Origin of the sequence: Kitasatospora sp. NPDC127121, from assembly GCF_042677305.1 — a bacterium.
Classification (GTDB): Bacteria; Actinomycetota; Actinomycetes; order Streptomycetales; family Streptomycetaceae; genus Kitasatospora.
In genome coordinates this window covers 1-20128 of sequence record NZ_JBHXTQ010000054.1, presented here as the reverse complement: position 1 = coordinate 20128, position 20128 = coordinate 1, and the positions used below count along the sequence as shown (strand labels likewise).

At 72.1% G+C, this 20128-nt stretch carries 19 protein-coding genes and 1 tRNA gene; 8 read left to right on the top strand and 12 right to left on the bottom strand.

The features are described 5' to 3' along the window. Nucleotides 1-123 precede the first annotated feature (123 nt). The 3 genes from ACFVHI_RS24595 to ACFVHI_RS24585 all read right to left on the bottom strand — a co-directional run bounded on the left by ACFVHI_RS24595 (nt 124) and on the right by ACFVHI_RS24585 (nt 3177). Complete coding sequence (locus ACFVHI_RS24595; RefSeq protein WP_380342733.1) at nt 124-963, bottom strand: chaplin; 840 nt, start codon at nt 961-963, stop codon at nt 124-126. A gap of 334 nt (nt 964-1297) precedes the next feature. Further along, a complete protein-coding gene (locus tag ACFVHI_RS24590) occupies nt 1298-1540 on the bottom strand; it encodes a chaplin (protein ID WP_063346933.1) in 243 nt (80 codons plus the stop codon). Between the two features lie 305 nt (nt 1541-1845). Further along, a complete protein-coding gene (locus ACFVHI_RS24585; RefSeq protein WP_063346934.1) occupies nt 1846-3177 on the bottom strand; it encodes a M20/M25/M40 family metallo-hydrolase in 1332 nt (443 codons plus the stop codon). A gap of 290 nt (nt 3178-3467) precedes the next feature. Between ACFVHI_RS24585 and ACFVHI_RS24580 the strand changes: the two genes are divergently transcribed. Next, nucleotides 3468-3555, top strand: a tRNA-Leu gene (locus tag ACFVHI_RS24580). 286 nt (nt 3556-3841) lie between these two features. On the opposite strand, the gene ACFVHI_RS24575 is transcribed toward ACFVHI_RS24580, so the two are convergent. From ACFVHI_RS24575 to ACFVHI_RS24555, 5 genes are all read right to left on the bottom strand, one after another. Next, a complete protein-coding gene (locus ACFVHI_RS24575) occupies nt 3842-5050 on the bottom strand; it encodes an alpha/beta hydrolase (RefSeq protein ID WP_380342730.1) in 1209 nt (402 codons plus the stop codon). A gap of 231 nt (nt 5051-5281) precedes the next feature. Beyond that, nucleotides 5282-5956, bottom strand: a complete 675-nt coding sequence (locus ACFVHI_RS24570) for a response regulator (RefSeq protein ID WP_380342726.1) — start codon at nt 5954-5956, stop codon at nt 5282-5284. Continuing rightward, on the bottom strand, nt 5953-7158 hold the full coding sequence (locus ACFVHI_RS24565; protein WP_380342723.1) for a sensor histidine kinase: 1206 nt from the start codon (nt 7156-7158) through the stop codon (nt 5953-5955). Before ACFVHI_RS24565 ends, ACFVHI_RS24570 begins: the two co-directional genes overlap by 4 nt. A 246-nt stretch (nt 7159-7404) precedes the next feature. After that, nucleotides 7405-9081 carry a DUF6297 family protein gene (locus tag ACFVHI_RS24560; protein ID WP_380342720.1) on the bottom strand — a complete coding sequence of 559 codons (1677 nt, stop codon included), beginning with the start codon at nt 9079-9081 and terminating at the stop codon, nt 7405-7407. Nucleotides 9082-9086: 5 nt separating this feature from the next. After that, a complete protein-coding gene (locus ACFVHI_RS24555) occupies nt 9087-9785 on the bottom strand; it encodes an ATP-binding cassette domain-containing protein (RefSeq protein ID WP_380342717.1) in 699 nt (232 codons plus the stop codon). Between the two features lie 517 nt (nt 9786-10302). Between ACFVHI_RS24555 and ACFVHI_RS24550 the strand changes: the two genes are divergently transcribed. The 7 genes from ACFVHI_RS24550 (at nt 10303) to ACFVHI_RS24520 (ending at nt 15862) form a co-directional block, all read left to right on the top strand. After that, complete coding sequence (locus ACFVHI_RS24550; RefSeq protein WP_159398383.1) at nt 10303-10476, top strand: cypemycin family RiPP; 174 nt, start codon at nt 10303-10305, stop codon at nt 10474-10476. Nucleotides 10477-10583: 107 nt separating this feature from the next. Beyond that, nucleotides 10584-11432, top strand: a complete 849-nt coding sequence (locus ACFVHI_RS24545; RefSeq protein WP_380342714.1) for a hypothetical protein — start codon at nt 10584-10586, stop codon at nt 11430-11432. Beyond that, nucleotides 11429-12340, top strand: coding sequence for an alpha/beta hydrolase (locus ACFVHI_RS24540; protein WP_363377198.1), 912 nt, complete (start codon nt 11429-11431; stop codon nt 12338-12340). The genes ACFVHI_RS24545 and ACFVHI_RS24540 overlap by 4 nt, the downstream gene beginning before the upstream one ends. Beyond that, nucleotides 12337-12867 (top strand): hypothetical protein, encoded by a 531-nt coding sequence (locus ACFVHI_RS24535; protein WP_063346942.1) that lies wholly within the window; start codon nt 12337-12339, stop codon nt 12865-12867. The genes ACFVHI_RS24540 and ACFVHI_RS24535 overlap by 4 nt, the downstream gene beginning before the upstream one ends. Nucleotides 12868-12884: 17 nt before the next feature. Further along, on the top strand, nt 12885-13541 hold the full coding sequence (locus tag ACFVHI_RS24530) for a flavoprotein (protein WP_380342711.1): 657 nt from the start codon (nt 12885-12887) through the stop codon (nt 13539-13541). A gap of 77 nt (nt 13542-13618) precedes the next feature. Further along, nucleotides 13619-15100: a phytoene desaturase family protein gene (locus ACFVHI_RS24525; protein WP_380342708.1), complete on the top strand. Its 1482-nt coding sequence runs from the start codon at nt 13619-13621 to the stop codon at nt 15098-15100. A 90-nt stretch (nt 15101-15190) separates the two neighbouring features. Beyond that, a complete protein-coding gene (locus ACFVHI_RS24520; RefSeq protein WP_063346944.1) occupies nt 15191-15862 on the top strand; it encodes a prolyl oligopeptidase family serine peptidase in 672 nt (223 codons plus the stop codon). A gap of 24 nt (nt 15863-15886) precedes the next feature. Here ACFVHI_RS24520 and ACFVHI_RS24515 read toward each other — a convergent pair whose 3' ends face one another. The 4 genes from ACFVHI_RS24515 to ACFVHI_RS24500 all read right to left on the bottom strand — a co-directional run. Next, complete coding sequence (locus ACFVHI_RS24515) at nt 15887-16609, bottom strand: DUF2278 family protein (RefSeq protein ID WP_380342705.1); 723 nt, start codon at nt 16607-16609, stop codon at nt 15887-15889. 258 nt (nt 16610-16867) lie between these two features. Then, nucleotides 16868-18253: a chloride channel protein gene (locus ACFVHI_RS24510; RefSeq protein WP_380342702.1), complete on the bottom strand. Its 1386-nt coding sequence runs from the start codon at nt 18251-18253 to the stop codon at nt 16868-16870. Between the two features lie 203 nt (nt 18254-18456). Continuing rightward, on the bottom strand, nt 18457-19212 hold the full coding sequence (locus tag ACFVHI_RS24505; protein WP_380342699.1) for a TetR family transcriptional regulator: 756 nt from the start codon (nt 19210-19212) through the stop codon (nt 18457-18459). Nucleotides 19213-19288: 76 nt separating this feature from the next. Then, a partial coding sequence (locus ACFVHI_RS24500) for an acyl-CoA dehydrogenase family protein (protein ID WP_380342697.1) occupies nt 19289-20128 on the bottom strand: 840 nt, incomplete at its 5' end.

The window sequence follows — 20128 nt, the reverse complement described above, 5'->3', positions numbered from 1 at the left end:
CCGGGCCTCCGCTTGCCCGCGGCCGCCCGTACCTCCAGGCGGCCGCGGGCGCGTCACGCTCCGGCGTCGTGCTCCGGCAACGCCGCTGGGGTGCGGCGCCGCAGGGTGTGGCCTACCGGCCGCTCAGCGGGCGCCGGCGCGGGCGCGGCGGTAGAGCACGCCGCCACCGAGCAGCAGAGCGAGGCCGGCGGCGCCGAGCAGTTCGACGTCACCGGCGCCGGTGGAGGCCAGCTGGCTGCCGACGGCGCCGCTCGGCGAGGAGGCGACGGCCGGGGCGACGGCGCGGGCCGCGACCGGGACGACCTGGCCGCTCGCGACCGGCGCGACGGCGAGGGCCGAGTGTGCGCCGGCCTCGGGGGTGGCGGACGGGCCGCCGTTGCGCGGGTTGCCCGGGACCTCGCCGCCGGCCTGCGGCGGGATGGACGGGCTGTGCTTCTCGGGGCAGTCGTCGGCCGGCTTCGGCGCCGGGGCGGGCTGCGCGACGTTGGCGCAGTCGTTGCCGAAGGCGGGGTTCCCGACGCCGACCACGTCGACGGAGTTGCCGCAGGCGTTGACCGGGACGTGCACGGGGGCCTGGATGCTGTTGCCGGAGACCACGCCGGGCGAGTTGGCGGCGACGCCGGAGGCGGACGCGCCCGAGGCGGAGGAGCCCCGGCCGGTGCCGCCGTTGGCCCCGGAGCCTGCGTGGGAACCGGAGCCGGTGTGGGAGCCGGAGCCCACGTGGGAGCCGCCCGGCTTCGCGGCCTCGGGGTGGCCGCTGGCGTTGGCGCAACGGTTGCCGTAGGACGGGTTCAGCACGCCGATCACGTCGACGGTGTTGCCGCAGGCGTTGATCGGCACCTCGACCGGCACCTGCACCGAGTTCCCGGAGGCGACGCCCGCCGAGCCGGCGGCACCTCCCTGGGCCTCGGCACCCGCGTAGGCGTAGCCGGCGGTCGAGGCCAGGACACTGCCGGTGGCCACGACCGTGAGGATCCCCTTCTTGGCTACATTCCTCATTTTTTCCCCTGACGTATCGAGAACGACGTGACGACCTTGACGCAAACGCCTTCCGAAAGTCGGAATTTCCGTATATCCGGATATCCGGCAAGGTCTTCGACTGCACAGGAGTTAACGAGAGGACGGCGGGCAGGTTGAGCCGAACGAACCAGCTTCACCCGATCGAGCGATTGCCCCCTTGTTCACCTCTCCGCACCCCGCACTCGCACCCCGCATGCAAGCGACCCCCGGGCGGCGCGTCCGCCACCCGGGGGTCGAATGAGTCGGCTCAACGAGCCTCAGCAGCTCGGAGCGTGACTCAGAAGTTGGCGCAGTGGTTGCCGAACGCCGGGTTCAGCACACCGATCACGCTGACGGTGTTGCCGCACAGGTTGACCGGGACGTGCACCGGGATCTGCACCTGGTTGCCGGCGACGACACCCGGGGAGCCGGCGGCCACACCCTCGGCGGCGGCGCCGCCGTGAGCGGACGCGACACCGGCGGCGGCGATCACCAGGCCACCGGTGGCGGCGGCAACAGCGGCGATCTTCTTGACCTTCATCATTCCTCCTGTATGGACAACGCAACCCGTTCGGCGGGTTGCACAGGGATGAACGAGGGTGTGGCAAACGGGGTACGGAACAGATTTGCCATTCACTCGCAACGGTGACGTCTCGCACGCACGCTCGATCCACATTTCCTTGCAGGATCGTTTCTGTTGATCTCCTTCGCCCTGTCCCAAATCATTAGCTCGGACAATGCGGACGGCCCGCCCCCGGCACTCCGGGAACGGGCCGTCCGCCCGAGGTGCTCAGCCCAAGGAGCTCAGCCCAAGCCGCTCGACAGGCAACGCTCGGCAGGCAACGCTCAGCAGGCGTCGAGGAACCGGTCCAGCACCCGGACGCCGAACTTCAGCCCGTCCACCGGCACCCGCTCGTCCACGCCGTGGAACATCCCGGCGAAGTCCAGCTCCGGCGGCAGCTGCAGCGGCGCGAAGCCGAAGCAGCGGATCCCGAGGTCCTGGAACGACTTGGCGTCCGTCCCGCCCGACAGGCAGTACGGCACCGCGCGGGCGATCGGGTCCTCCGCCCGCAGCGCCGTCTGCATCGCCTCCACCAGCGCGCCGTCGAAGGTGGTCTCGATCGCCTTGTCCGAGTGCAGGCTCTCCCGCTTCACGCGCGGGCCCAGCACGCTGTCCAGCTCCGCCAGGAACTCCTCCTCGTAGCCGGGCAGGAAGCGCCCGTCCACGTGTGCGGTGGCCTGGCCGGGGATCACGTTCACCTTGTACCCGGCGCCGAGCATGGTCGGCTGGGCGGTGTTGCGCAGCGTGGTGCCGATCATCTTGGCGATGCCGCCGAGCACCCGCAGGGTCTCGTCCATGTTCTCCGGGTCGAGCTCGACCCCGAGCGCGTCCGACAGCTCGTTCAGGAACGCCCGTACGGTCTTGGTGATCCGCAGCGGGAACTTGTGCCGGCCGAGCCGGGCGACCGCCTCGCACAGCTCGGTGATCGCGTTGTCGTCGTTCTCCATCGAGCCGTGCCCGGCGCGGCCCTCGACCGTCAGGCGCATCCAGTGCATGCCCTTCTCGGCCGTCTCCACCAGGTACAGCCGCACCTGGTCGTTGACCGTGAAGGAGAAGCCGCCGACCTCGCCGATGCCCTCGGTCACGCCCTCGAACAGCTCCGGGTGCTTGTCCACCAGGAACCGCGCCCCGTACGTGCCGCCAGCCTCCTCGTCCGCGACGAACGCCAGCACCAGGTCGCGCGGGGGCTTGCGGCCGGTGCGCAGCCGGTCGCGGACCACCGCGAGGGTCATCGCGTCCATGTCCTTCATGTCGACCGCGCCGCGACCCCACACGCAGCCGTCCGCGATCTCGCCCCCGAACGGGTCGTACGTCCAGTCCGCGGCGTTGGCCGGCACCACGTCGGTGTGGCCGTGGATCAGCAGGCCCGGGCGGGAACGGTCCTCGCCCTCGATCCGCACCACCGTCGAGGCCCGCCCCTTGGCCGACTCGAAGATCTGCGGCTCCACCCCGAACTCGGCGAGCTGCTCGGCGACGTACTCCGCCGCCTTGCGCTCCCCCGGGCCGGAGCCGTCCCCGTAGTTGCTGGTGTCGATCCGGATCAGATCGCGACAGATCCCGGCGACCTCCGACTCAGCCGTCGCCCTCGGCCCCGCCGACTCGCTCCGCTCGCTCACGGTCACTCCTCGTCTTTGGCCCGCACCGACGCACCAGCGCGCCACCCCCAGGACCTGCACCCGGGCGTACGAGCACGTACGCCCATCCTCCCCCAGCCCCCGACCCGGATCCACCCCCTGCGCACCCCCGAAACCCCCTGGTCACGCCCCCGCCACACACTCCCCCTTGCCCCCGCCACCACCCCCGCACCCCCGCCCCGAACCGTTTTGGGACCCCAAGCCGATCTTTGCTACAGTTACATCTGTCAGCGCGGCCGACAAGAGAACGAAAGCCGCAAAGACAACACCCGGTCCGGGTGGCGGAATGGCAGACGCGCTAGCTTGAGGTGCTAGTGCCCTTTATCGGGCGTGGGGGTTCAAGTCCCCCCTCGGACACCAGCTAAGACCCCTGATTATCAGGGGTTTTTTGCTTTTCCGGTCACGGTGCAGCAGTCACGTGACCAACCTCGTGACCCACCGGCCGGCGGACTTGCCCTTGGACCAGGGCGGATAGGCCCAGCCGGCCCGGTGTCGACGCCCACCCCCGTGGCGGAGTCCGCCCCTGCGGGGGAAAGCGGCACTGACAGCACCCAGGCCTGGTGGAACCACAGCACGCACTACTAGCGAGTCTCCCGCAGCCGTGTCGCGCTGCCTGTCCGCCTCGACGGCCGGCCGGGACCCGGGGTCAGCGTGCGTCCGCGAGGAGGAAGTCGAGCAGGATCTGCCGGCTCGTCTGGGAGGTGAGGCTGCCGTACGCGTCGTCGAACGCGTGGTCGGCGAAGGGCAGTTCCTTCACCTCCACGTCGACGCCCTGCTTCCTCAGCGCGTCGCCGAGGCCGGCGACGGTCTCGGGGCGGGCGCTGCGGTCGCGGTCCCCGACGACGAGCAGGGTGCGGGGCAGGCCGGGGCGGACGTCGGACGTCGGGGACACCTCGCGGTAGCGGTCCGGGTACTGCTTCGGGGTGCCGCCGGTGTACATCTGCGCCGCCTCGCGGGTCCCGGCCACGTCGTCCTCCCACATCTGCGCGACGTCGGTGCCGGGGTAGAAGCCGATCACGGAGGCCGGGGGCGCAGGGGTGGCGCCCTCGGCGGCCTTGATGGTGCCGTTCTGGAGGCGGTAGGCGGTGTTCATCGCCAGGGTGCCGCCCGCCGACATGCCGCCGAGCGAGATCCGTGCGCCGTCGACGCCGTACACGTCGGCATTGCGCTGCACCCAGCCCATGGCGGAGACGAGGTCTTGCGGGGCCTTGTCCCAGGTGGGACGGTCGGGACCGGCCAGGCGGTAGTCGACGGCGAAGACGGCGACGCCGTGGTCGGCGAGCCAGCGGCCGGTGCCGCGCAGGTCGTTCTTGTCGAAGGTGTGGAAGCCGCCGGCGTGGGCGAGCACGACAGCCGGGGTCCGCTTGCCCGGGGCCTTCGCGGGCAGGTACGCGTCCACCCGCAGGGGCTCGCCCTCGGGGCTCGCGAACGTCTCGGTCGCGTCCGGCTTCGCCGCGGGGTAGGAGAGTTCGGTGAACACCTGGCCCAGCGAGATGTCGACGCCGGCCTCCCTGGCGGCCTGGAACTGGATGCCGCCGATGATCAGGGCGCCCATGGTGCACAGCGTCGAGACGCCGGTGACCACGCGTCCCCAGCGCACCAGGCCGGCCCGCCAGGCCAGCGTGGCGAGGCCGGCGGCGACGAGGGCCAGCAGGGCCGTGTGGAACGGGTACTGCCCGCCCAGGACCGGCCCGATCACGCCCGCCTTGGGTATCGAGGGGACGTACGCGCCGAGCACGATGGCGACGGTCAGGAACGCGAGGAACGACGCCAGGACGGCGGAGGCGGCCCGCAGGATCCGGACGGGCCGTCCGGGCCGGGCGGGCGAGGCGGCGGAGCTTCGGGGTGTGGTCATGGCTGTACTCCTGCGATGGTGCGCGGGGCGGTCGCCGCCGCCCGCGGAACTTGTCGGGAGCCGCGAGGTCCTCGGAACCCCACACGGGGGCGGCGAGGACCGGCTCATACAAGAACGCTAGGAATCCGACACCCGCACGGGCCTCACACCGCGGAGCCATTCTCCGGAGCAGCTCTCAGGTAGGGGGTCGGGGGGAGACATCCGGGCCAGTGCCGCCGCACTACCGCGGGATCACAGATCGGTGCGGCCGGGAACGACCAGTCCCGTCTCGTAGGCGAGGACTGCGGCCTGGGTGCGGTCCCGCAGCTGCAACTTCTGCAGGATGCTGCCCATGTGCGTCTTGACGGTCTGCTCGGCGACGACGAGTTCGGCGGCGATCTCCGCGTTGGACAGGCCCCGGGCGACCAGCGTGAGCACCTCGGTCTCGCGGTTGGTGAGGACGTCGATCCGCACCTGGGCGGGCGGTTTCGCCGAGCCGCCCAGCCGGGCGAACTCCGTGATGAGCCGCTTGGTGAGTCCGGGCGACAGCAGCGCGTCCCCGGCGGCCACGACGCGTACCGCCTCGGCCAGTTGGACCCCGGAGGCGTCCTTGAGGAGGAACCCGCCGGCGCCGGCCCGCAGCGCCTCGTACACATACTCGTCGAGGTCGAAGGTGGTCAGGACGAGGATCCTGGTCGACAGGCCGGCCTGCCCGGTGATCCGGCGGGTGGCCTCGATGCCGTTCAGTCCGGGCATCCGGATGTCCATCACGATCACGTCGGGGCGGAGCTCCTCGGCCTTGGCCACCGCGTCCAGGCCGTCCACGGCGGTCGCGATCACCTCGATGCCGGGCTGGGCGCCGAGGAGCACCGAGAAGGCCTCGCGAACCATCGCCTGGTCGTCGGCGATTATCACTCGGATCGTCATGCGGTCTGTTCCCTGTCTGTCCGGACGGCTGGGGCGGCGGGCACCGGCAGCAGCGCGGTGACCTCGTAGCCACCGTCGGGGGTGGTGCCGGCGGAGAACTCCCCGCCGAGCATCACGGCACGTTCGCGCATGCCCAGGAGGCCGTGCCCGGCTCCCGGCGAGGGCTCGGCGGCCGCGGTGCCGGGCCCGTTGCGGATCCGCAGCCGCAGGGCGGCGTCGGTGTACGTCAGCTCGACGCGGGCCGCGGCGCCCGGGGCGTGGCGCAGCGTGTTGCTGAGCGCCTCCTGCACGATGCGGTAGGCCGACAGCTCCACGCCCTCGGGCAGCGGTCGGCGCGTCCCGGAGACCACCGCCCGCACGTCGAGCCCGGCCGCGCGCACCCCGGCGAGCAGGTCGTCGAGCCTTTCCAGGGTGGGCTGCGGAGCCTCGGGAGCACGCCCGCCGGGACGGTCCTCGGAGCGCAGCACGCCGAGGAGGCGGCGCAGCTCGGTCAGTCCCTCCAGGGCGCCCGCGCGGATGTCGGCCAGCGCCGCGACCAGTTCCCGGGGCGGGTCCGCGACCCGGTACGGGGCGGCCTCGGCCTGGATGGAGATGACGGACATGTGGTGGGCGACCACGTCGTGCAACTCGCGCGCGATGCGGGCGCGTTCCTCCAGGACGGTGCGGTGCGCCCGCTCCTGCGCGAGGGCCCGCTCCTGCTCCGCGAGCCGGGCGCGGACCTCCCTCGTCCGGCGCACCCCGGTCGCGGCGGCCACGACGAGGGCGAACAACACCAGCACGATCACCGTGAAGTACCAGGGCCCGATCCACCCGCCCGCCAGCTGCAGTCCCAGCAGCAGCGCGGTGCTCAGCGCCACCGTCTCGCCCGTCACCCGCGGCGGGTTGCGCAGCGCGACCAGGAACGACAGCCCAGCCTGCACGGCCCACGCCCATCCCGTGTACGGCGCGAAGGGCGGGTACAACGAGAACACCGGCAGCATCACCAGCGACAGCCACCAGGCCGGCAGCGGCCGGCGCAGCGCCGGTACCAGGAGCGCGGCGTGGAGCATCCCGAGCGGCCGCAACGGGATGTCCTCGGTAGCGGAGACGGCCGCGAAGACCGCCACCGCGACGACCGCGCCGTGCGGCAGCCACCTCAGCAGTCCCGGCCCGCTCATGGGCGGCATGGGCTGCGGGGCCGGGGTGAACAGATCCTTCCTCACGGTGTGCAGCGCTCCGCGCACCGACCACCTCCTAGGGGCTCTCAGCAATTCGGACGCTCACGGTGCCTTCCTCGGCCGGGGTGCATTCGGTCACCACGCTACGCAGCGGACCCGCCGGCCGGCCTCCCGCCGCGGAGCCGTCCTCGGCCTGGCTCTCAGGTATGAGGCGTCACGGGCGCCCGCCTCCGGAGGGACCGCCCGACGATGCGTCCGCAACGGCGGCCGGCCCCTGGTGTGGGGCCGGGGCTATCGGGTGTGGAGGCGGTGGGCGGTGCGCCGGACCCACCAGAGGGCGGCTGCGGTGACGGCCAGGGTCCAGGCGAGTTGTGCCGCGGCGTACGGGTGGCCTTGGGCTGCGGAGCGGGCGAGCGGGAACAGGAGGGTGCCGACCGCCAGCGGGCCGCGCAGGTACCAGAGCGCCACCTGGCCGGGGCCGGTGTTGCCCATGGGGGTGTTGACGCCGATCGTCAGGTGCATGGGCACGACGCCCCGGTAGGAGCTGACCAGCGCGGCCGCAGTGAGTGCGGGTACGGAGGCGAGGAGCGGGAGGAGTCCTGCGGTGTCCCGGCCGGCGAGCGCGCACGCCAGTGCGCCGGCTCCGGTGAGCGCGAGGAGGAGGCCGCCGGGCACCGCCGAGTGCTGGAGGGCGAGCGACTTGAACGTCCAGGGCAGGTTGGTGGAGCGTCGCGGGTCGTCGCTCTCCAGCCGGGCCGGCTCGGTGAGTTGGGCGGCCGCCAGGTATTCGGCGACCAGGGACAGCACGACGACGATCTGCTGTGCTGTCGAGGTGAAGGAGGGGGCCGCCGCGGTCAGTCCGACGGCGATTCCGCTCCAGGCGACGGCCCACCCCAGGCGGCGGGGGTTGCGCAGCAGGCAGGTGAGGTCGCGCCACGGGACCAGCAGCAGCCGGTGCCGCGGCATGGGGAGGCGGAGCCGGGGGGTGCTGTTCCGCTCCTTGAGCCGCGGTACTCCGGAGCGGGCCTGGCGGAGGTCGAGCATGAGGACGGACGTGCTGATCTGGGCGGCGACCGTCGCGCGCAGTCTGAGGGCGGCTTGCGGGATCGCGGGCAGTTCCCGCCAGGCGAGGGCGAGGGCGAGCACCGGGGTGCCGACGGACAGCACCGTGCCGACGGCGCCCGCCGTACCCACGAGGCCGAGCGCCCACAGGAGCGGTTGGGACGCCCACCCCCACGGGCCCGACCAGAGCAGGAGGCCTTGCAGCCAGCCCGTCCGCCCCTGCGTCCATGCCGTCCACACGCCGGCGGCGGCGACCGCGGCGAGGAGCCACCCTGCGGCGAAGACCCTGCGGCCGTACCGGGACATCCACTGGTCGTGCCGCTCGACCAGGACGCCGACCGCGCTCGTGGTGAGCGCCACCGAGACGCCCGTCCAGGAGCCCGCGAGGGTCAGCAGGATCCACGACTGCGGGGCCAGGCCCTGCAGCAGGAAGCCCGCGACCGCGCCGGCGACGCCGCTCACCACGGAGGCCAGCGCCACCGAGGACCGCAGCCCCGGTGCGAGCAGGGCTCGCCGGTCGACGGCCGAGGGCAGCAGGAAGCCGGTGGTGGCCCGGTCCAGCAGGACCGGGCCGCGCCACATCGCTCCCCGGGCGGTGAGCAGCAGGGCGAGGACCAGCACCGCCGGGATCAGCGCCGGGAGCGTCGCGGACGCCTGTTCCCCGATCTGCACGGGCGGCCGGTCGGCCGCCCGGGTCGAACTCGTCCACTGGAGCAGGGCGGGGACGCCCCAGCAGCCGCCCACCAGGAGGACCGTGTAGGCGATGAACCACGCGCTCCTGCGCTTCTCCTGGCGCGTGCCGCTCCGGGCTTCGCGCAGGAACAGCAGGGTGTCCGCGGTGCAGTCCCCCGACCTGTCGGGCACCCGCGCCCTCGTCCCGGTCGCGGGTGCCACGCTGTCGCTCAAGCCGCTCATCCTTCCCCCTGCACCGCCCCGGACGGGCCCGAGTGCCCCGAACGCGAGCCGACTTCGACGATCTGGTCCGCGACCTCGTTCAGGGCCCGGTGGTGGGTGGCCATGAGGACGGCCGCTCCGCGGTCGCGGTGCTCCGCGATCAGGCGGGCGAGGGCGGTCCGGGCGTGGGAGTCGAGCCGTTGTTCGGGCTCGTCGAGGATGAGGAGGTCGTGCGGCCGGATGAAGGCGGCGGCGAGGAGCAGCGCCTGGGTCTGTCCGGAGGACAGGGCCGAGGGGAACTGTTCGGACTGCGCCGTGAGGCGGTGCGACTCCAGCGCCCCGTCGACCGCGGCATCGGCTCCGGCGCCCATGCCGTGCGACAGCGCCACGAGCCGCAGATGCTCCCGCACGGTGAGGTCCGGGTAGAACGCACCGGGATCCATCACCGACGCGACCCGCTTGCGCACGTCCAGGGAATCCTCGTGGATCTCTTCCCCGTCGAAGACGACCGATCCTCCGGACGGTCTCTCCCGTCCGGCCGCCACGCGGAGCAGGGTGCTCTTGCCGGATCCGTTCTCCCCGACCAGGGAAACGCACTCACCACGGTGGATGCGGAGGGAGACCCGGTCGAGCACGGTGCTGTCACCGTACGCGTGTGTGACGTCGACGAGTTGCAGCAGCGGTGCGCCCGCCGCCTTGCCGGTTTTGTTTTTCAATCGACGAGCCGTCTTCTCTCGGATGATCGAAACGTTCATTTTCACACTTTTCTGAACATTGGGCCGATCATAGCAAGGCGTCCCAATCCTGCAAAGCCGACCCAAATACACCCTCCGGGCGGCCCGACATGCGCCCTCCGGCCGAACCGGAACCCGAACCCGAGGCCGTCAAGTCAAATGGGGTGATTCGAGGCCATACGGACTGTTCGGCGGAATCCGCCACCCGCCCGGATTCTCGATCAAGGCCCGACCTGCGATATCAATGATCGAATACAGGAACACCCGGGGACTCCGCAACAAAAGGGGCATTGCGCAGAATTCGAGGAATGTCCACCTACAATGGAATTGGTCAATTTCTTCGAAATTATCCGCCGCCGATTCGTATTGCGCACACCATGAACACATCAAGGGTCTTCCCGTGGTTACCGAAACGACATATGGTCGAACGGCAGCGGCCGGCAGCGGACGTCGGTCCTCTGTGGGTTGGCCGCTGTCTCCACCATCAAAAGGAGAAAGAGTGAACGCCACCGAATCGCGTGTCGAGTTCGTGACCGATGCCGTCAACGCTTCGTTCGCGGAGGCGCAGGAGGGTTTCGTGAACGCACACAACGCTCCCGCGATGACCACCCCCACCATCATCGCCGTGTGCGAGGTCGTCGTGACGGGCAGCACGATCTGCCTCGGCTGCTGAACCAACTGACCCACCGGTGACACCACCCATGTGAGCAGACGGGCCGGAAAGGGGGACGAGCGGTTCCCCTTTCCGGCCCCGCTCGACCGGAGCACGAGGACGCGTGAATGCCATTCACTAAGATCGTCAACGAGCCTTCCCACCCCATATCGCGCGAGGACGCGCATTACTGGACGCTGGCCCCGGCCGCGGTGGGCGAGATCATCAGCGGCCTCGAAGCCTTGACCCGGACAGCCGCCTACGGACCCAACGGCCTTTTGCAGGGCCTGAGTTCGAAACGCGATCGCAGCGTCGTCCCGCAGGCTCTCCGCAAGGCGATCGACAGCCACGGCGGCGCCGTCGCCATCAAGGCCATGGGCGTCGTCGGCGGAGCGCTGACCCTGACCGGCCGCAGGAGCCGGGCGCAGCAGATCACCGGAGCCGGCCTGATGCTGGCCTCCAGCGGCCTGAGCAAGTACCGCACCTCGTTCGGCAGGGACGGGGCGGACCACATGGCCGCCCTGATCTGCGGCTACCGCGTGCTCACCGCCTTGGTCCCCGAGGCCGAGAAGTCCGACGACCTTTTCCTGCGCGCGGTCAACGCCCAGACCTTCATCGCCTACGTGACCGCCGGCGCGGCGAAGGCGATCTCCAGTACCTGGCGGTCGGGCGAGGCGCTGGAACAGGTCCTGCAGACCCAGCAGTACGGGGACAGCGCGGTCGCCAAGTGGCTGAAGAAGAGCCCGCTGCTGTGCAGTTCGATGACGTGGTTCACCATCGTCTGGGAGACGGGGTTCCCGATCGTCTACCTGCTGGCACCGGCGGACGCCCGCAGGGCCCTGGCCGGCGTCAAGCTCTTCCACCTGGGCATCGCCGTGACGATGGGCCTGCCGCGGTTCTTCTGGGGATTCAGCTCGGCCCACGCGGCGGTCCTCTACGCCGTGGACCGCCTCCCCAGGAACGGGGGCCGGGGATGAGGTTCGAACGCCAGGTGGTCGCCACCTTCGGGGCCGCCGCCGTGGTCAGCGCCTACCTCTCGTACATCCGCCTGGAGGAGGAGTACACCCGGCGCGGCGGGCTCAAGGGGACATCCCTGATCCAGGGCCCGGACGGCCTCGCGATCGAGTACGCGCTCGATGGCGGGGAGCTCGGCCCCACCGCCCCCGTCGCGGTCCTCGAAAGCGGCCTGGGCGCGCCGCTGGAATCCTGGGACTGGGTGGCCGGGCTGCTCAGCCGGCGCTTCCGGGTGCTGCGCTACCACCGCAGCGGGTACTGGCGCTCGAAGAGCAGGCTGCGGCCGGCCCAGTTGGTCGAGTTCCTCCTGCAACAGCTCGCGCCGCAGGGCGACGTCGTCCTGTGCGGCCACTCGATCGGCGCCCTCACCGCCATGAACGTCGCGGCGGAGTCCGCGTACGTGCGCGAGCGCGCCACCGTCCTGCACATCGTCGACGGGACGGACGCCGTCCTCCTCGGTGAGGACCGCGGGTCGAAGAGGCGGGTGGCGCGCTACAACCAGGACACCGCGCGACGGCTGCTCGGCTCGGCCCTGGGCACCACCCGCTGGCTGACGAGCCCCACCGAGCGGGAACTCGAATACCGCCCGGACATCCAACGGGCGTACCTGGCCTCGATCTCCAGCCCCCAGGTGCTGCTGGCGGCTCGCCAGGAGTACCTGCACGAGCCCCTCGCCGGGCAGGACTTCGTGGCCGCCGGGCCGCTGCGGCGCGTCGTCATCTCGGCCGCCAACAACACCGAGCAGCAGCGCAAGCTCAGCGAGCGGGTCGCCGCGGACTTCCACGTCGTGCCGGCGAGCAGCCACCGGTCCATCATCGCCAAGCCCGCCCTGGCGCAGCAGACGGCGGCGATCATCCTGGAGAACTCATGAGCGCGTGGCGCAGGGCCGTCGCGTCCCTGGTCAAGGCCGCCCTGGTGACGCACGTCGTGCTGACGGTCTTCGAGAACCTGCCCGACGACAAGCTGCCGATCAAGATGCGCCTGCCGTTCTTCCCCGACCTGCCGCAATGGCGCTTCTTCGCCCCGAACCCCGGCATCGAGGACCTGTACGTCTTCTACCGCACGCGCGCGACGCCCGCGGACGGCTGGACCACGTGGGCCGACCTGGCCATGCGGAACGAGGCGAAGCCGCTCGCCGTGCTGTGGAACCCGGGGAGCCGGGTTCCCAAGGCGCTGTTCGACATGGCGTCGCAGGTGCGCACGCTCGCCTCGAACGGGGCCATGTTCGAGTGGATGCTGAACAGCGACGGGTACAACCTGATGGCCGGGGCCGTGCGGGACGCGTGCAGGAAGAGCAGCGAGTCGGGCGACTACCAGTTCATGATCGTGGCGTCCGTCCCGACCGAGGGTGCCGACGGGATCAAGCCCATCATGATCTCGCCGGAACTCGCCCTGTGAACCGGGGGAATACCGAGATGCCCGAAAGCACCGAAAGCAGCGGAACCGGCGGAAGCGCTGGAAACACCGGAAACGTCGGAAGCGCCGGAAGCGCCGGCAATCAGGAGATCCCCGATCTGGGCGAGAAGCGGATCCTGTTCATCGTGACCGGATCCATCAACGCCGCGCTCACGCCGTACTGGCTGCACTGGCTGCGCCAGTCGTTTCCCCGGATCACGAGCGACCTCCTGGTGACCAGGTCCGCACAGCGTTTCGTGACGCTGGACGCCCTGCGCCGACTGGTGGGCGGCGACGTGTGGACCGACGACTACGCCGACCCCTCCCTCCCGGAATCCGCGCACGTGGAGATCGGCGAACGCGTCGACGCCTTCGCCGTCTTCCCCGCGACGCTCGATTTCGCCATGCGGCTCGCCGCGGGAAACTGCAACACCCCCGCCACCATGGCGTTGCAGATCACCGAGAAGCCGATCGTGCTCGCCACCGCCTTTCCGGCCGGAAATGCCGTCGTCGAACGCAACATGGAGCTCCTGCTGCAGCGCCCGAACGTCTCGGTCAGCCAAACCGTCGCGGCCTACAGCGTCGGGAAGCGAAAATGGGAGGGCGAGACCGGCTTCTACCTGCCGTCGGTCCTGAAGGAGCTGGAAGGAATGTTCGATGCGGAGGGCCGCCGGTAGCACCAGCTCCCGGTGAGCGGCCGCCCCGCCCGTGGAGTCCCGCGCGGCGGACCGACCACGAACGAGGCGGGCCGAGCATGAAATGGAACAGCGACGTCGCGGTCGTGGGCAGCGGGCCGAACGGCCTGGCGGCGGCCGTCACCTTCGCCCGCGCCGGGCTGCACGTGGACGTCTACGAGAGCCAGGACGAGATCGGCGGCGGCCTGCGCACGCACGCGCTGTTCGACAGCGACGTACGGCACGACATCTGCTCCGCCGTCCATCCGATGGCCGCCGTCTCGCCGTTCTTCCGCCGGTTCGACCTGTCGGCCCGCGGCGTCGACCTGCTCCAGGCGGAAGCGTCCTACGCCCATCCGCTGGCTGACGGGCGAGCCGCCGTGGCGTACCACGACCTCGACCGGACCTGCGACGCACTGGGCCGTGACGGCGCCGGCTGGCGGCGGCTGATGGCACCGCTCATCGGCCGCAGCACCGAGATCGGGGAGCTCTTCCTCTCCGACTTCCGCTCCGTCCCCGCGTCCCTGCGGACTCCGGCGATGCTCGCGTGGCGGTCCCTGGTCCACGGGACGGCGCTCGCCACGCGCCGGTTCGCGACCGACGAGGCGGCCGCCCTCCTCGCCGGGGTGGCCGCGCACGCCGTCGGCAGGCTCCCCAGCATCGTCGGCGGAGCCGTGTCGGTCTTCCTCGGCCACCTGGCGCACAGTTCGGGGTGGCCGGTGCCGCGCGGCGGGAGCTCGGAGATCGCGGCCGGCCTGGCCGAGGACATCCGGCGCCACGGCGGGCTGATCCACACCGGTGCGCGCATCACCGAGCTGGCGCAGGTGCGCGGTTCGCGCGTCGTCATGTTCGACACCGGGCCGAAGGAGTTCTCGGCCGTGGCGGGCGACCGACTGCCCGCCGCCTACCGGCGACGACTCGGCAGGTTCCGGTACGGGCCCGCGGCGGCCAAGGTCGACTTCCTGGTGTCCGAGGCGATCCCGTGGCGCAACACCGACGTGGCCAGGGCCGCCACCGTGCACCTCGGAGGGTCGCAGGCGCAGATCTACCGCCGGGAGTCCGGGGTCGCCCGCGGCGTCGACGCGGGCGACCCCTTCGTGCTGCTGGTGGATCCCGGCATCGCCGATCCCGACCGGGTCCACGCCGGGAAGAGGCCCGTCTGGGCCTACGCGCACGTCCCCAACGGGTACGCGGCGGACCCCACCGGCTCCGTCACGGCACAGATCGAGAAGTACGCGCCCGGGTTCAGCGAGACGGTCCTCGCCGCCAGGAGCACCAACGGCGTCCAGTACGAGGCGTACAACCCCAACTACGTCGGCGGGGACATCGGGGCCGGGGCCCTGACCCTCGGCCAGCTGCTCATGCGCCCGACCCTCCGATGGAACCCGTACGCGACCCCGCTGCCCGGCGTCTACCTGTGCTCCGCGTCCACCCCGCCCGGTCCGGGTGTCCACGGCATGAGCGGCTACCTCGCCGCTCTCTCCGCGCTCCGCCGGGAGTTCGGCATCGCCGCGCCGCCCTCGCTCGGGCCCCGTCCGGCGTCTTTGCGACGTGAACCGTGACGGCGGCGTCATCGATCGGAGAGGCTGCTCGGTAAGGGTGGTGGCGGCGGGTCCGCCCCGTGGAACCCCTGGCGCCTTTGGAGGAGACCGATGTCCGCACCTGTTCAGCACCACCGGTTCGCCGTCGACGAGGACGGCAACGACCTGGGGTACGCCCTGTCGCTGCCGGACGGGTACGACGAGGGCCCCGGGCCGTGGCCGCTGCTGCTGTTCCTGCACGGCGCCATGGAGCGCGGCGAGGATCTGGCGGCGCTCGCCGTGCACGGGCCGGTGCGGCAGATCGCCGCCGGGGCGAAGCTGCCGTTCGTGGTGGTGGCCCCGCAGTGCCCGGCGCACAGCTCGTGGGTCGCGGAGGTGAGCGCGCTGGCGGCCCTGGTCGAGGACGTGGCGCGGACGTACCGGATCGACCCGGACCGGCGGTACGTGACCGGGCTGAGCATGGGCGGCACCGGCACGTGGGCACTCGCCGCCCGGTACCCGCGCCGGTTCGCCGCCGCCGTGCCGATCTGCGGGTCCGGGCTGAGGGAGGCGGCGCCGCGCCTCGCCGCCCTCCCGGTGTGGGCCTTCCACGGCGGGGAGGACGACGTCGTCCCGGTCGCCCACACCGAGCGGGTGGTCGAGGCGCTGCGGGAGGCGGGCGGTCCGGTGCGGTTCACCCGCTACCCGGGGGTCGGCCACGACTCCTGGACGCGGACGTACGACGACCCCGAGGTCTACGCCTGGCTGCTCGCCCAGTCCCGCCGGTCCCGCAGCGCGGGCTGAGAACGCCGACGGGCCCGGCGGACGCTACTGCTGGGGGCCGGTCGCCTGGCGGGAGCCGGTCCGGGGGCGCGTGGGGTGCGGGACGGACGCGGGCAGGGCGTGCCCGGTGCGGTCGTCGGTGTGCCAGGACTGCGACTGGAAGGCCAGGAACACCGCCGCCCACCGGCTCTCCGCCGGCAGGTGGATGAGCAGCGCGCCGTCCTGGTAGACGCCGTCGTCCGTCCGGAACCGCCCGCTGTTGCCCTGGTTCATGTGCACGTCGTGCACGCCGTTGCCGGGCAGGAAGCCGAACACCTTGTCCGGGACGCCGGGTTCGGGCCCGAAGCGCTGCCCGAAGACGTACACCGCGGCCGCCGGGTCGGCGATCGCCCGCTGGACGTGCTGGTCGAGCATGTCGGCGAGGTCGTTGTCCGGGCCCGGGAGGTCGGGCGGCAGGACGCGCATCGCCGCGGGGTCGAACAGGTGCCCGCGGACGAAGTCCAGGCTCGCCGTGCCCGGCCGGGACGGCAGCGGGTTCCAGCCGCTGCCGGCCGGCGGGAGGAGACCGGTGACGGGGTGCCGGAAGTCCTCGACCGCGAGGTAGCGCAGGTCCGCGGGGGCCTGCTGGGAGAGGACGTTGACCGCCGCGCGGTAGTCGGTGCCCCCGGCGTCGCGCAGGTGGATCTGGTAGTGCGGGGTGTCGGTGGCGCCCTCGCGGCGCCGGTCGACGGCGGTGGCGGCGAGCACGCCGTAGTCGCTGATCGGCATGGGTGTGGTTCCTCGGTTCCCTGGCTGCTGGTCCTGGTGCCTCGCCGGCCGGTCGGCCGGGGTCCCTCCGTTATCGCGCACACCGCCGACCGGGGGCTGTGGAATCCGCAGTTGTTCATCTGCCGTCCCCCGAACGGGCTTTCGCGCCGCAGAACGTTGACGTCGGGGCGCCGGCGTCCAGGGACTGGACGAGGGCTGGATGAGGACCGGACGAGGACTGGACGAGGGCGGGGCGAGGGCCGGACGAGGGCGGGCCGGTCAGTCGGCCGGTGCCGGCCTGCCCCGGCCGGGCAGGACGTGGACGCGTCTCGACCGCCCCCGGAGCAGCTCGCCGGTGACGAAGGCCGTCACCGCGGCGACGATCAGCAGCGGCATCGCATCGGCGGCCTGGCCGCCCAGCAGCGCCGTCGCCAGCACCGTGCTGGTGACCGGAAGCCGGGTGACGGCCGCGCCGGAGGCGGCCAGTCCGACGGCCAGCGCGGGCGCGGTACCGAAGCCGGGCAGCGGCGCGCAGGCCGCCCCGAGCGCGGCACCGATCAGGATCGCCGGGAAGATCGGGCCGCCGCGCAGGCTGCCCAGGGCGATCCCCCAGCCGACCGTCTTGCACAGCACCAGGGCGAGCAGCGCGCCGATCGACCAGGCCGCCGGGTCGGCCGCCAGCGCGCCCAGGGTGGCCTGCCCGGAGAGCGCGGCCTCCTCCGGTGAGCGACCGGTGAGCAGCGCGTACGCCGCGAGGCAGGCCCCGACGGCGATCGCGCACAGCACCGTCCGGACGGCGGTCCGACGAGCGGTCGGCACCGGCCGGGGGCCCGCCGGATCGCCCGTGGTGAAGGCCTTGACCCGCCGGCCGAGGGCCTGCCCGGCCACGCAGACCACGGCGATCACCACCGCCAGCGGGACGCCCCAGAGGAAGTCGCCCAGGTCCGGGACGCCGCTCTCGGGCACCCGCGGCAGCGAGAGCGCGCCGATCGACAGCCCGGTCCAGTGGCCGAAGCCGGTGAAGACCAGCGCACCGACCCCGCTGGCCAGCAGGCAGGGCAGGATCAGAGCGATCAGCCGCGGGCCGCCCAGCCCGGCCGCCTCGATCATCATCACGCCCGCCACCAGCGGGCTGCCGAAGATGGTGGAGATCGCCGCCGCCGCCCCGGCTGTGCCCAACACCGGTACCAGGTCCGGGCGTTGGGCCCGCCTGGCGGACCGGACGGCGAGCAGCGCGAGGCCGCCGCCGATCGCCATCAGCGGCGCCTCCGGGCCGAGCACCGCGCCGAGCGGCAGGCAGGCGAGCGCGGCCAGCACCACGCCGGGGACGGCGCCCGGCGGGGTGGGCGGGCCGCCCAACCCGTCCACCGGGACGTGGCCGCCGCGCCCGGGCAGCCGGGTGACCACGGGGGCGAGCAGCAGGCCGGCCAGCAGCAGCGCGGGCAGCGGCCACCACCAGGGGGCGCGGTCGAAGCCGGCGGCGACCGGCAGGCTCTCCCAGACCCAGTGCTGGAGTTGGTGCTCCAGGCCGACGAAGCCGAAGGCGACCAGCGAGACCGGGACGCCGATCAGGGTGGCGACCAGCAGCAGGCCGAGGTAGCCCTTGCCGAGCAGCACCTGGCGCAGGGTGGGGCCACCGTTCTGCTGCTGGGGCGTCCCCGGCATCGCCGCTCCTTCGCGCTCCCGGGGCGCGCGGCCCCCGTCCTGCGACCGAGTCTCGCCCGGGGCCGGGCGGCCCGCACGGCGTGCGGCCCGTCAGCCGGGCGCCGGACGAGCGGAGTTGCGCCGTTCGGGTGAGAGCGCTCTCCGGGGCGGCTGGCGACCGGAGCGGGTGGGCGTCGACGGCGGCCGGAGCCAGCAGCCGGCGGTCAGAGCCGGTGGGCGTCGCCGAGCGCGCTCTCGATGCCCTGGACCATCCGCCACAGCGGCGCCCGGCGGCTGGCGACCAGCACCACCACATCGTCCGCCCCGGACTCCCCGGGCTCCCCAGACCCCCCGGACTCCCCGCCCGGGCGGTCGTTCCAGGTGCCGGTGACGAAGGCCATCGCCGCGTCGACCTCGACCACCCAGTCGCTCTCGCCGCCCGAGCGCAGCCAGGTGCGCAGGGCGTGGTTGTGCGCGGCGACGACGGCGGCGGCGGTCACGTCGGCGCGCAGCGGGCCGTCCGGGCGGTCGGCGAACCGGCCGCGCAGGTAGGCCGCGAGCGTGTGCTCGTAGCGCCAGACCACGGAGAGCTCGTACGCCCGCAGGCCGGGGACCTTGCGGGTGAGGCGGTAGCGCTGGACGGAGAAGGAGGGCTGTTCGGCGTACATCCGCAGGACGAGCCGGGCCGCGTCGCAGGCGTGCTTGACCGGGTCCTCCTCGCCGGTGCCGGACTCCAGGAACTCCGTCATCTCGGCGAGGCTGCGCTCGTGGTCCGGGAAGACCACGTCCTCCTTGGCCGGGAAGTAGCGGAAGAAGGAGCGCCGGCCGACCCCGGCGAGCGAGACGATGTCGTCGATGGTGGTCTGCTCGAAGCCGCGTTCCAGGAAGAGCTCGAAGGCCGCGGCGACGAGCGCCTCGCGCATCGCCGGCTTGGCGGGCCCGTCGTTCATGGGCAGGTCCTGCTCTTCCTTCTCGCTCATTCCCGGAACATAGCATCGGCCCCGAACGGCCGGACCGGGTGCTCGGCCCGGCCGTCGGTGCACCTCGGAGAGGCTGTTACGGCAGGTTGCGGGCCATGACGATGCGCTGGACCTGGTTGGTCCCCTCGTAGATCTGGGTGATCTTCGCGTCCCGCATCATCCGCTCCACCGGATAGTCCCGCGTGTACCCGTACCCGCCCAGCAACTGCACCGCATCCGTCGTGATCTCCATCGCCGCATCCGACGCGTAGCACTTCGCCGCCGCCCCGAAGAACGTCAGATCCCCGTCCCCACGCTGTGACTTCGCCGCCGCCGCATACGTCAACTGCCGCGCCGCCTCCAGCTTCATCGCCATGTCCGCCAGCATGAACTGCACACCCTGGAACTCCGCGATCGCCTTCCCGAACTGCCGCCGCTCCTTCACATACCCCTTCGCGTAGTCCAACGCCCCCTGCGCGATCCCCACCGCCTGCGCCGCGATCGTCACCCGCGTGTGGTCCAACGTCCGCATCGCCGTCGCGAACCCCGTCCCCTCCGCACCGATCATCCGGTCCGCAGGAATCCGCACATTGTCGAAGTACACCTCACGCGTCGGCGAACCCTTGATCCCCAACTTCCTCTCCGGCGCACCGAACGACACCCCCTCGTCGCCCTTCTCCACCACGAACGCCGAGATCCCCTTCGACCGCAGCTCCGGATCCGTCACCGCCATCACCGTGTAGAACTCCGAGACGCCCGCGTTCGTGATCCAGCGCTTCACCCCGTTCAGCACCCAGAAGTCCCCGTCCCGCACCGCCCGGGTCCGCATCCCCGCCGCGTCAGAACCCGCCTCCGGCTCCGACAGGCAGTACGAGAACATCCCCTCACCCCGCGCCAACGCCCCCAGGTACTTCGCCTTCAACTCCGGCGAACCCGA

Excerpts from the sequence above, each read along its gene's own strand:
- ACFVHI_RS24590 (WP_063346933.1), bottom strand. The coding sequence starts at position 1,540 with ATGAAGGTCAAGAAGATCGCCGCTGTTGCCGCCGCCACCGGTGGCCTG.
- ACFVHI_RS24575 (WP_380342730.1), bottom strand. The coding sequence starts at position 5,050 with ATGACCACACCCCGAAGCTCCGCCGCCTCGCCCGCCCGGCCCGGACGG.
- ACFVHI_RS24570 (WP_380342726.1), bottom strand. The coding sequence starts at position 5,956 with ATGACGATCCGAGTGATAATCGCCGACGACCAGGCGATGGTTCGCGAG.
- ACFVHI_RS24545 (WP_380342714.1), top strand. The coding sequence starts at position 10,584 with ATGCCATTCACTAAGATCGTCAACGAGCCTTCCCACCCCATATCGCGC.
- ACFVHI_RS24540 (WP_363377198.1), top strand. The coding sequence starts at position 11,429 with ATGAGGTTCGAACGCCAGGTGGTCGCCACCTTCGGGGCCGCCGCCGTG.
- ACFVHI_RS24535 (WP_063346942.1), top strand. The coding sequence starts at position 12,337 with ATGAGCGCGTGGCGCAGGGCCGTCGCGTCCCTGGTCAAGGCCGCCCTG.
- ACFVHI_RS24530 (WP_380342711.1), top strand. The coding sequence starts at position 12,885 with ATGCCCGAAAGCACCGAAAGCAGCGGAACCGGCGGAAGCGCTGGAAAC.
- ACFVHI_RS24525 (WP_380342708.1), top strand. The coding sequence starts at position 13,619 with ATGAAATGGAACAGCGACGTCGCGGTCGTGGGCAGCGGGCCGAACGGC.
- ACFVHI_RS24520 (WP_063346944.1), top strand. The coding sequence starts at position 15,191 with ATGTCCGCACCTGTTCAGCACCACCGGTTCGCCGTCGACGAGGACGGC.
- ACFVHI_RS24515 (WP_380342705.1), bottom strand. The coding sequence starts at position 16,609 with ATGCCGATCAGCGACTACGGCGTGCTCGCCGCCACCGCCGTCGACCGG.
- ACFVHI_RS24510 (WP_380342702.1), bottom strand. The coding sequence starts at position 18,253 with ATGCCGGGGACGCCCCAGCAGCAGAACGGTGGCCCCACCCTGCGCCAG.
- ACFVHI_RS24505 (WP_380342699.1), bottom strand. The coding sequence starts at position 19,212 with ATGAGCGAGAAGGAAGAGCAGGACCTGCCCATGAACGACGGGCCCGCC.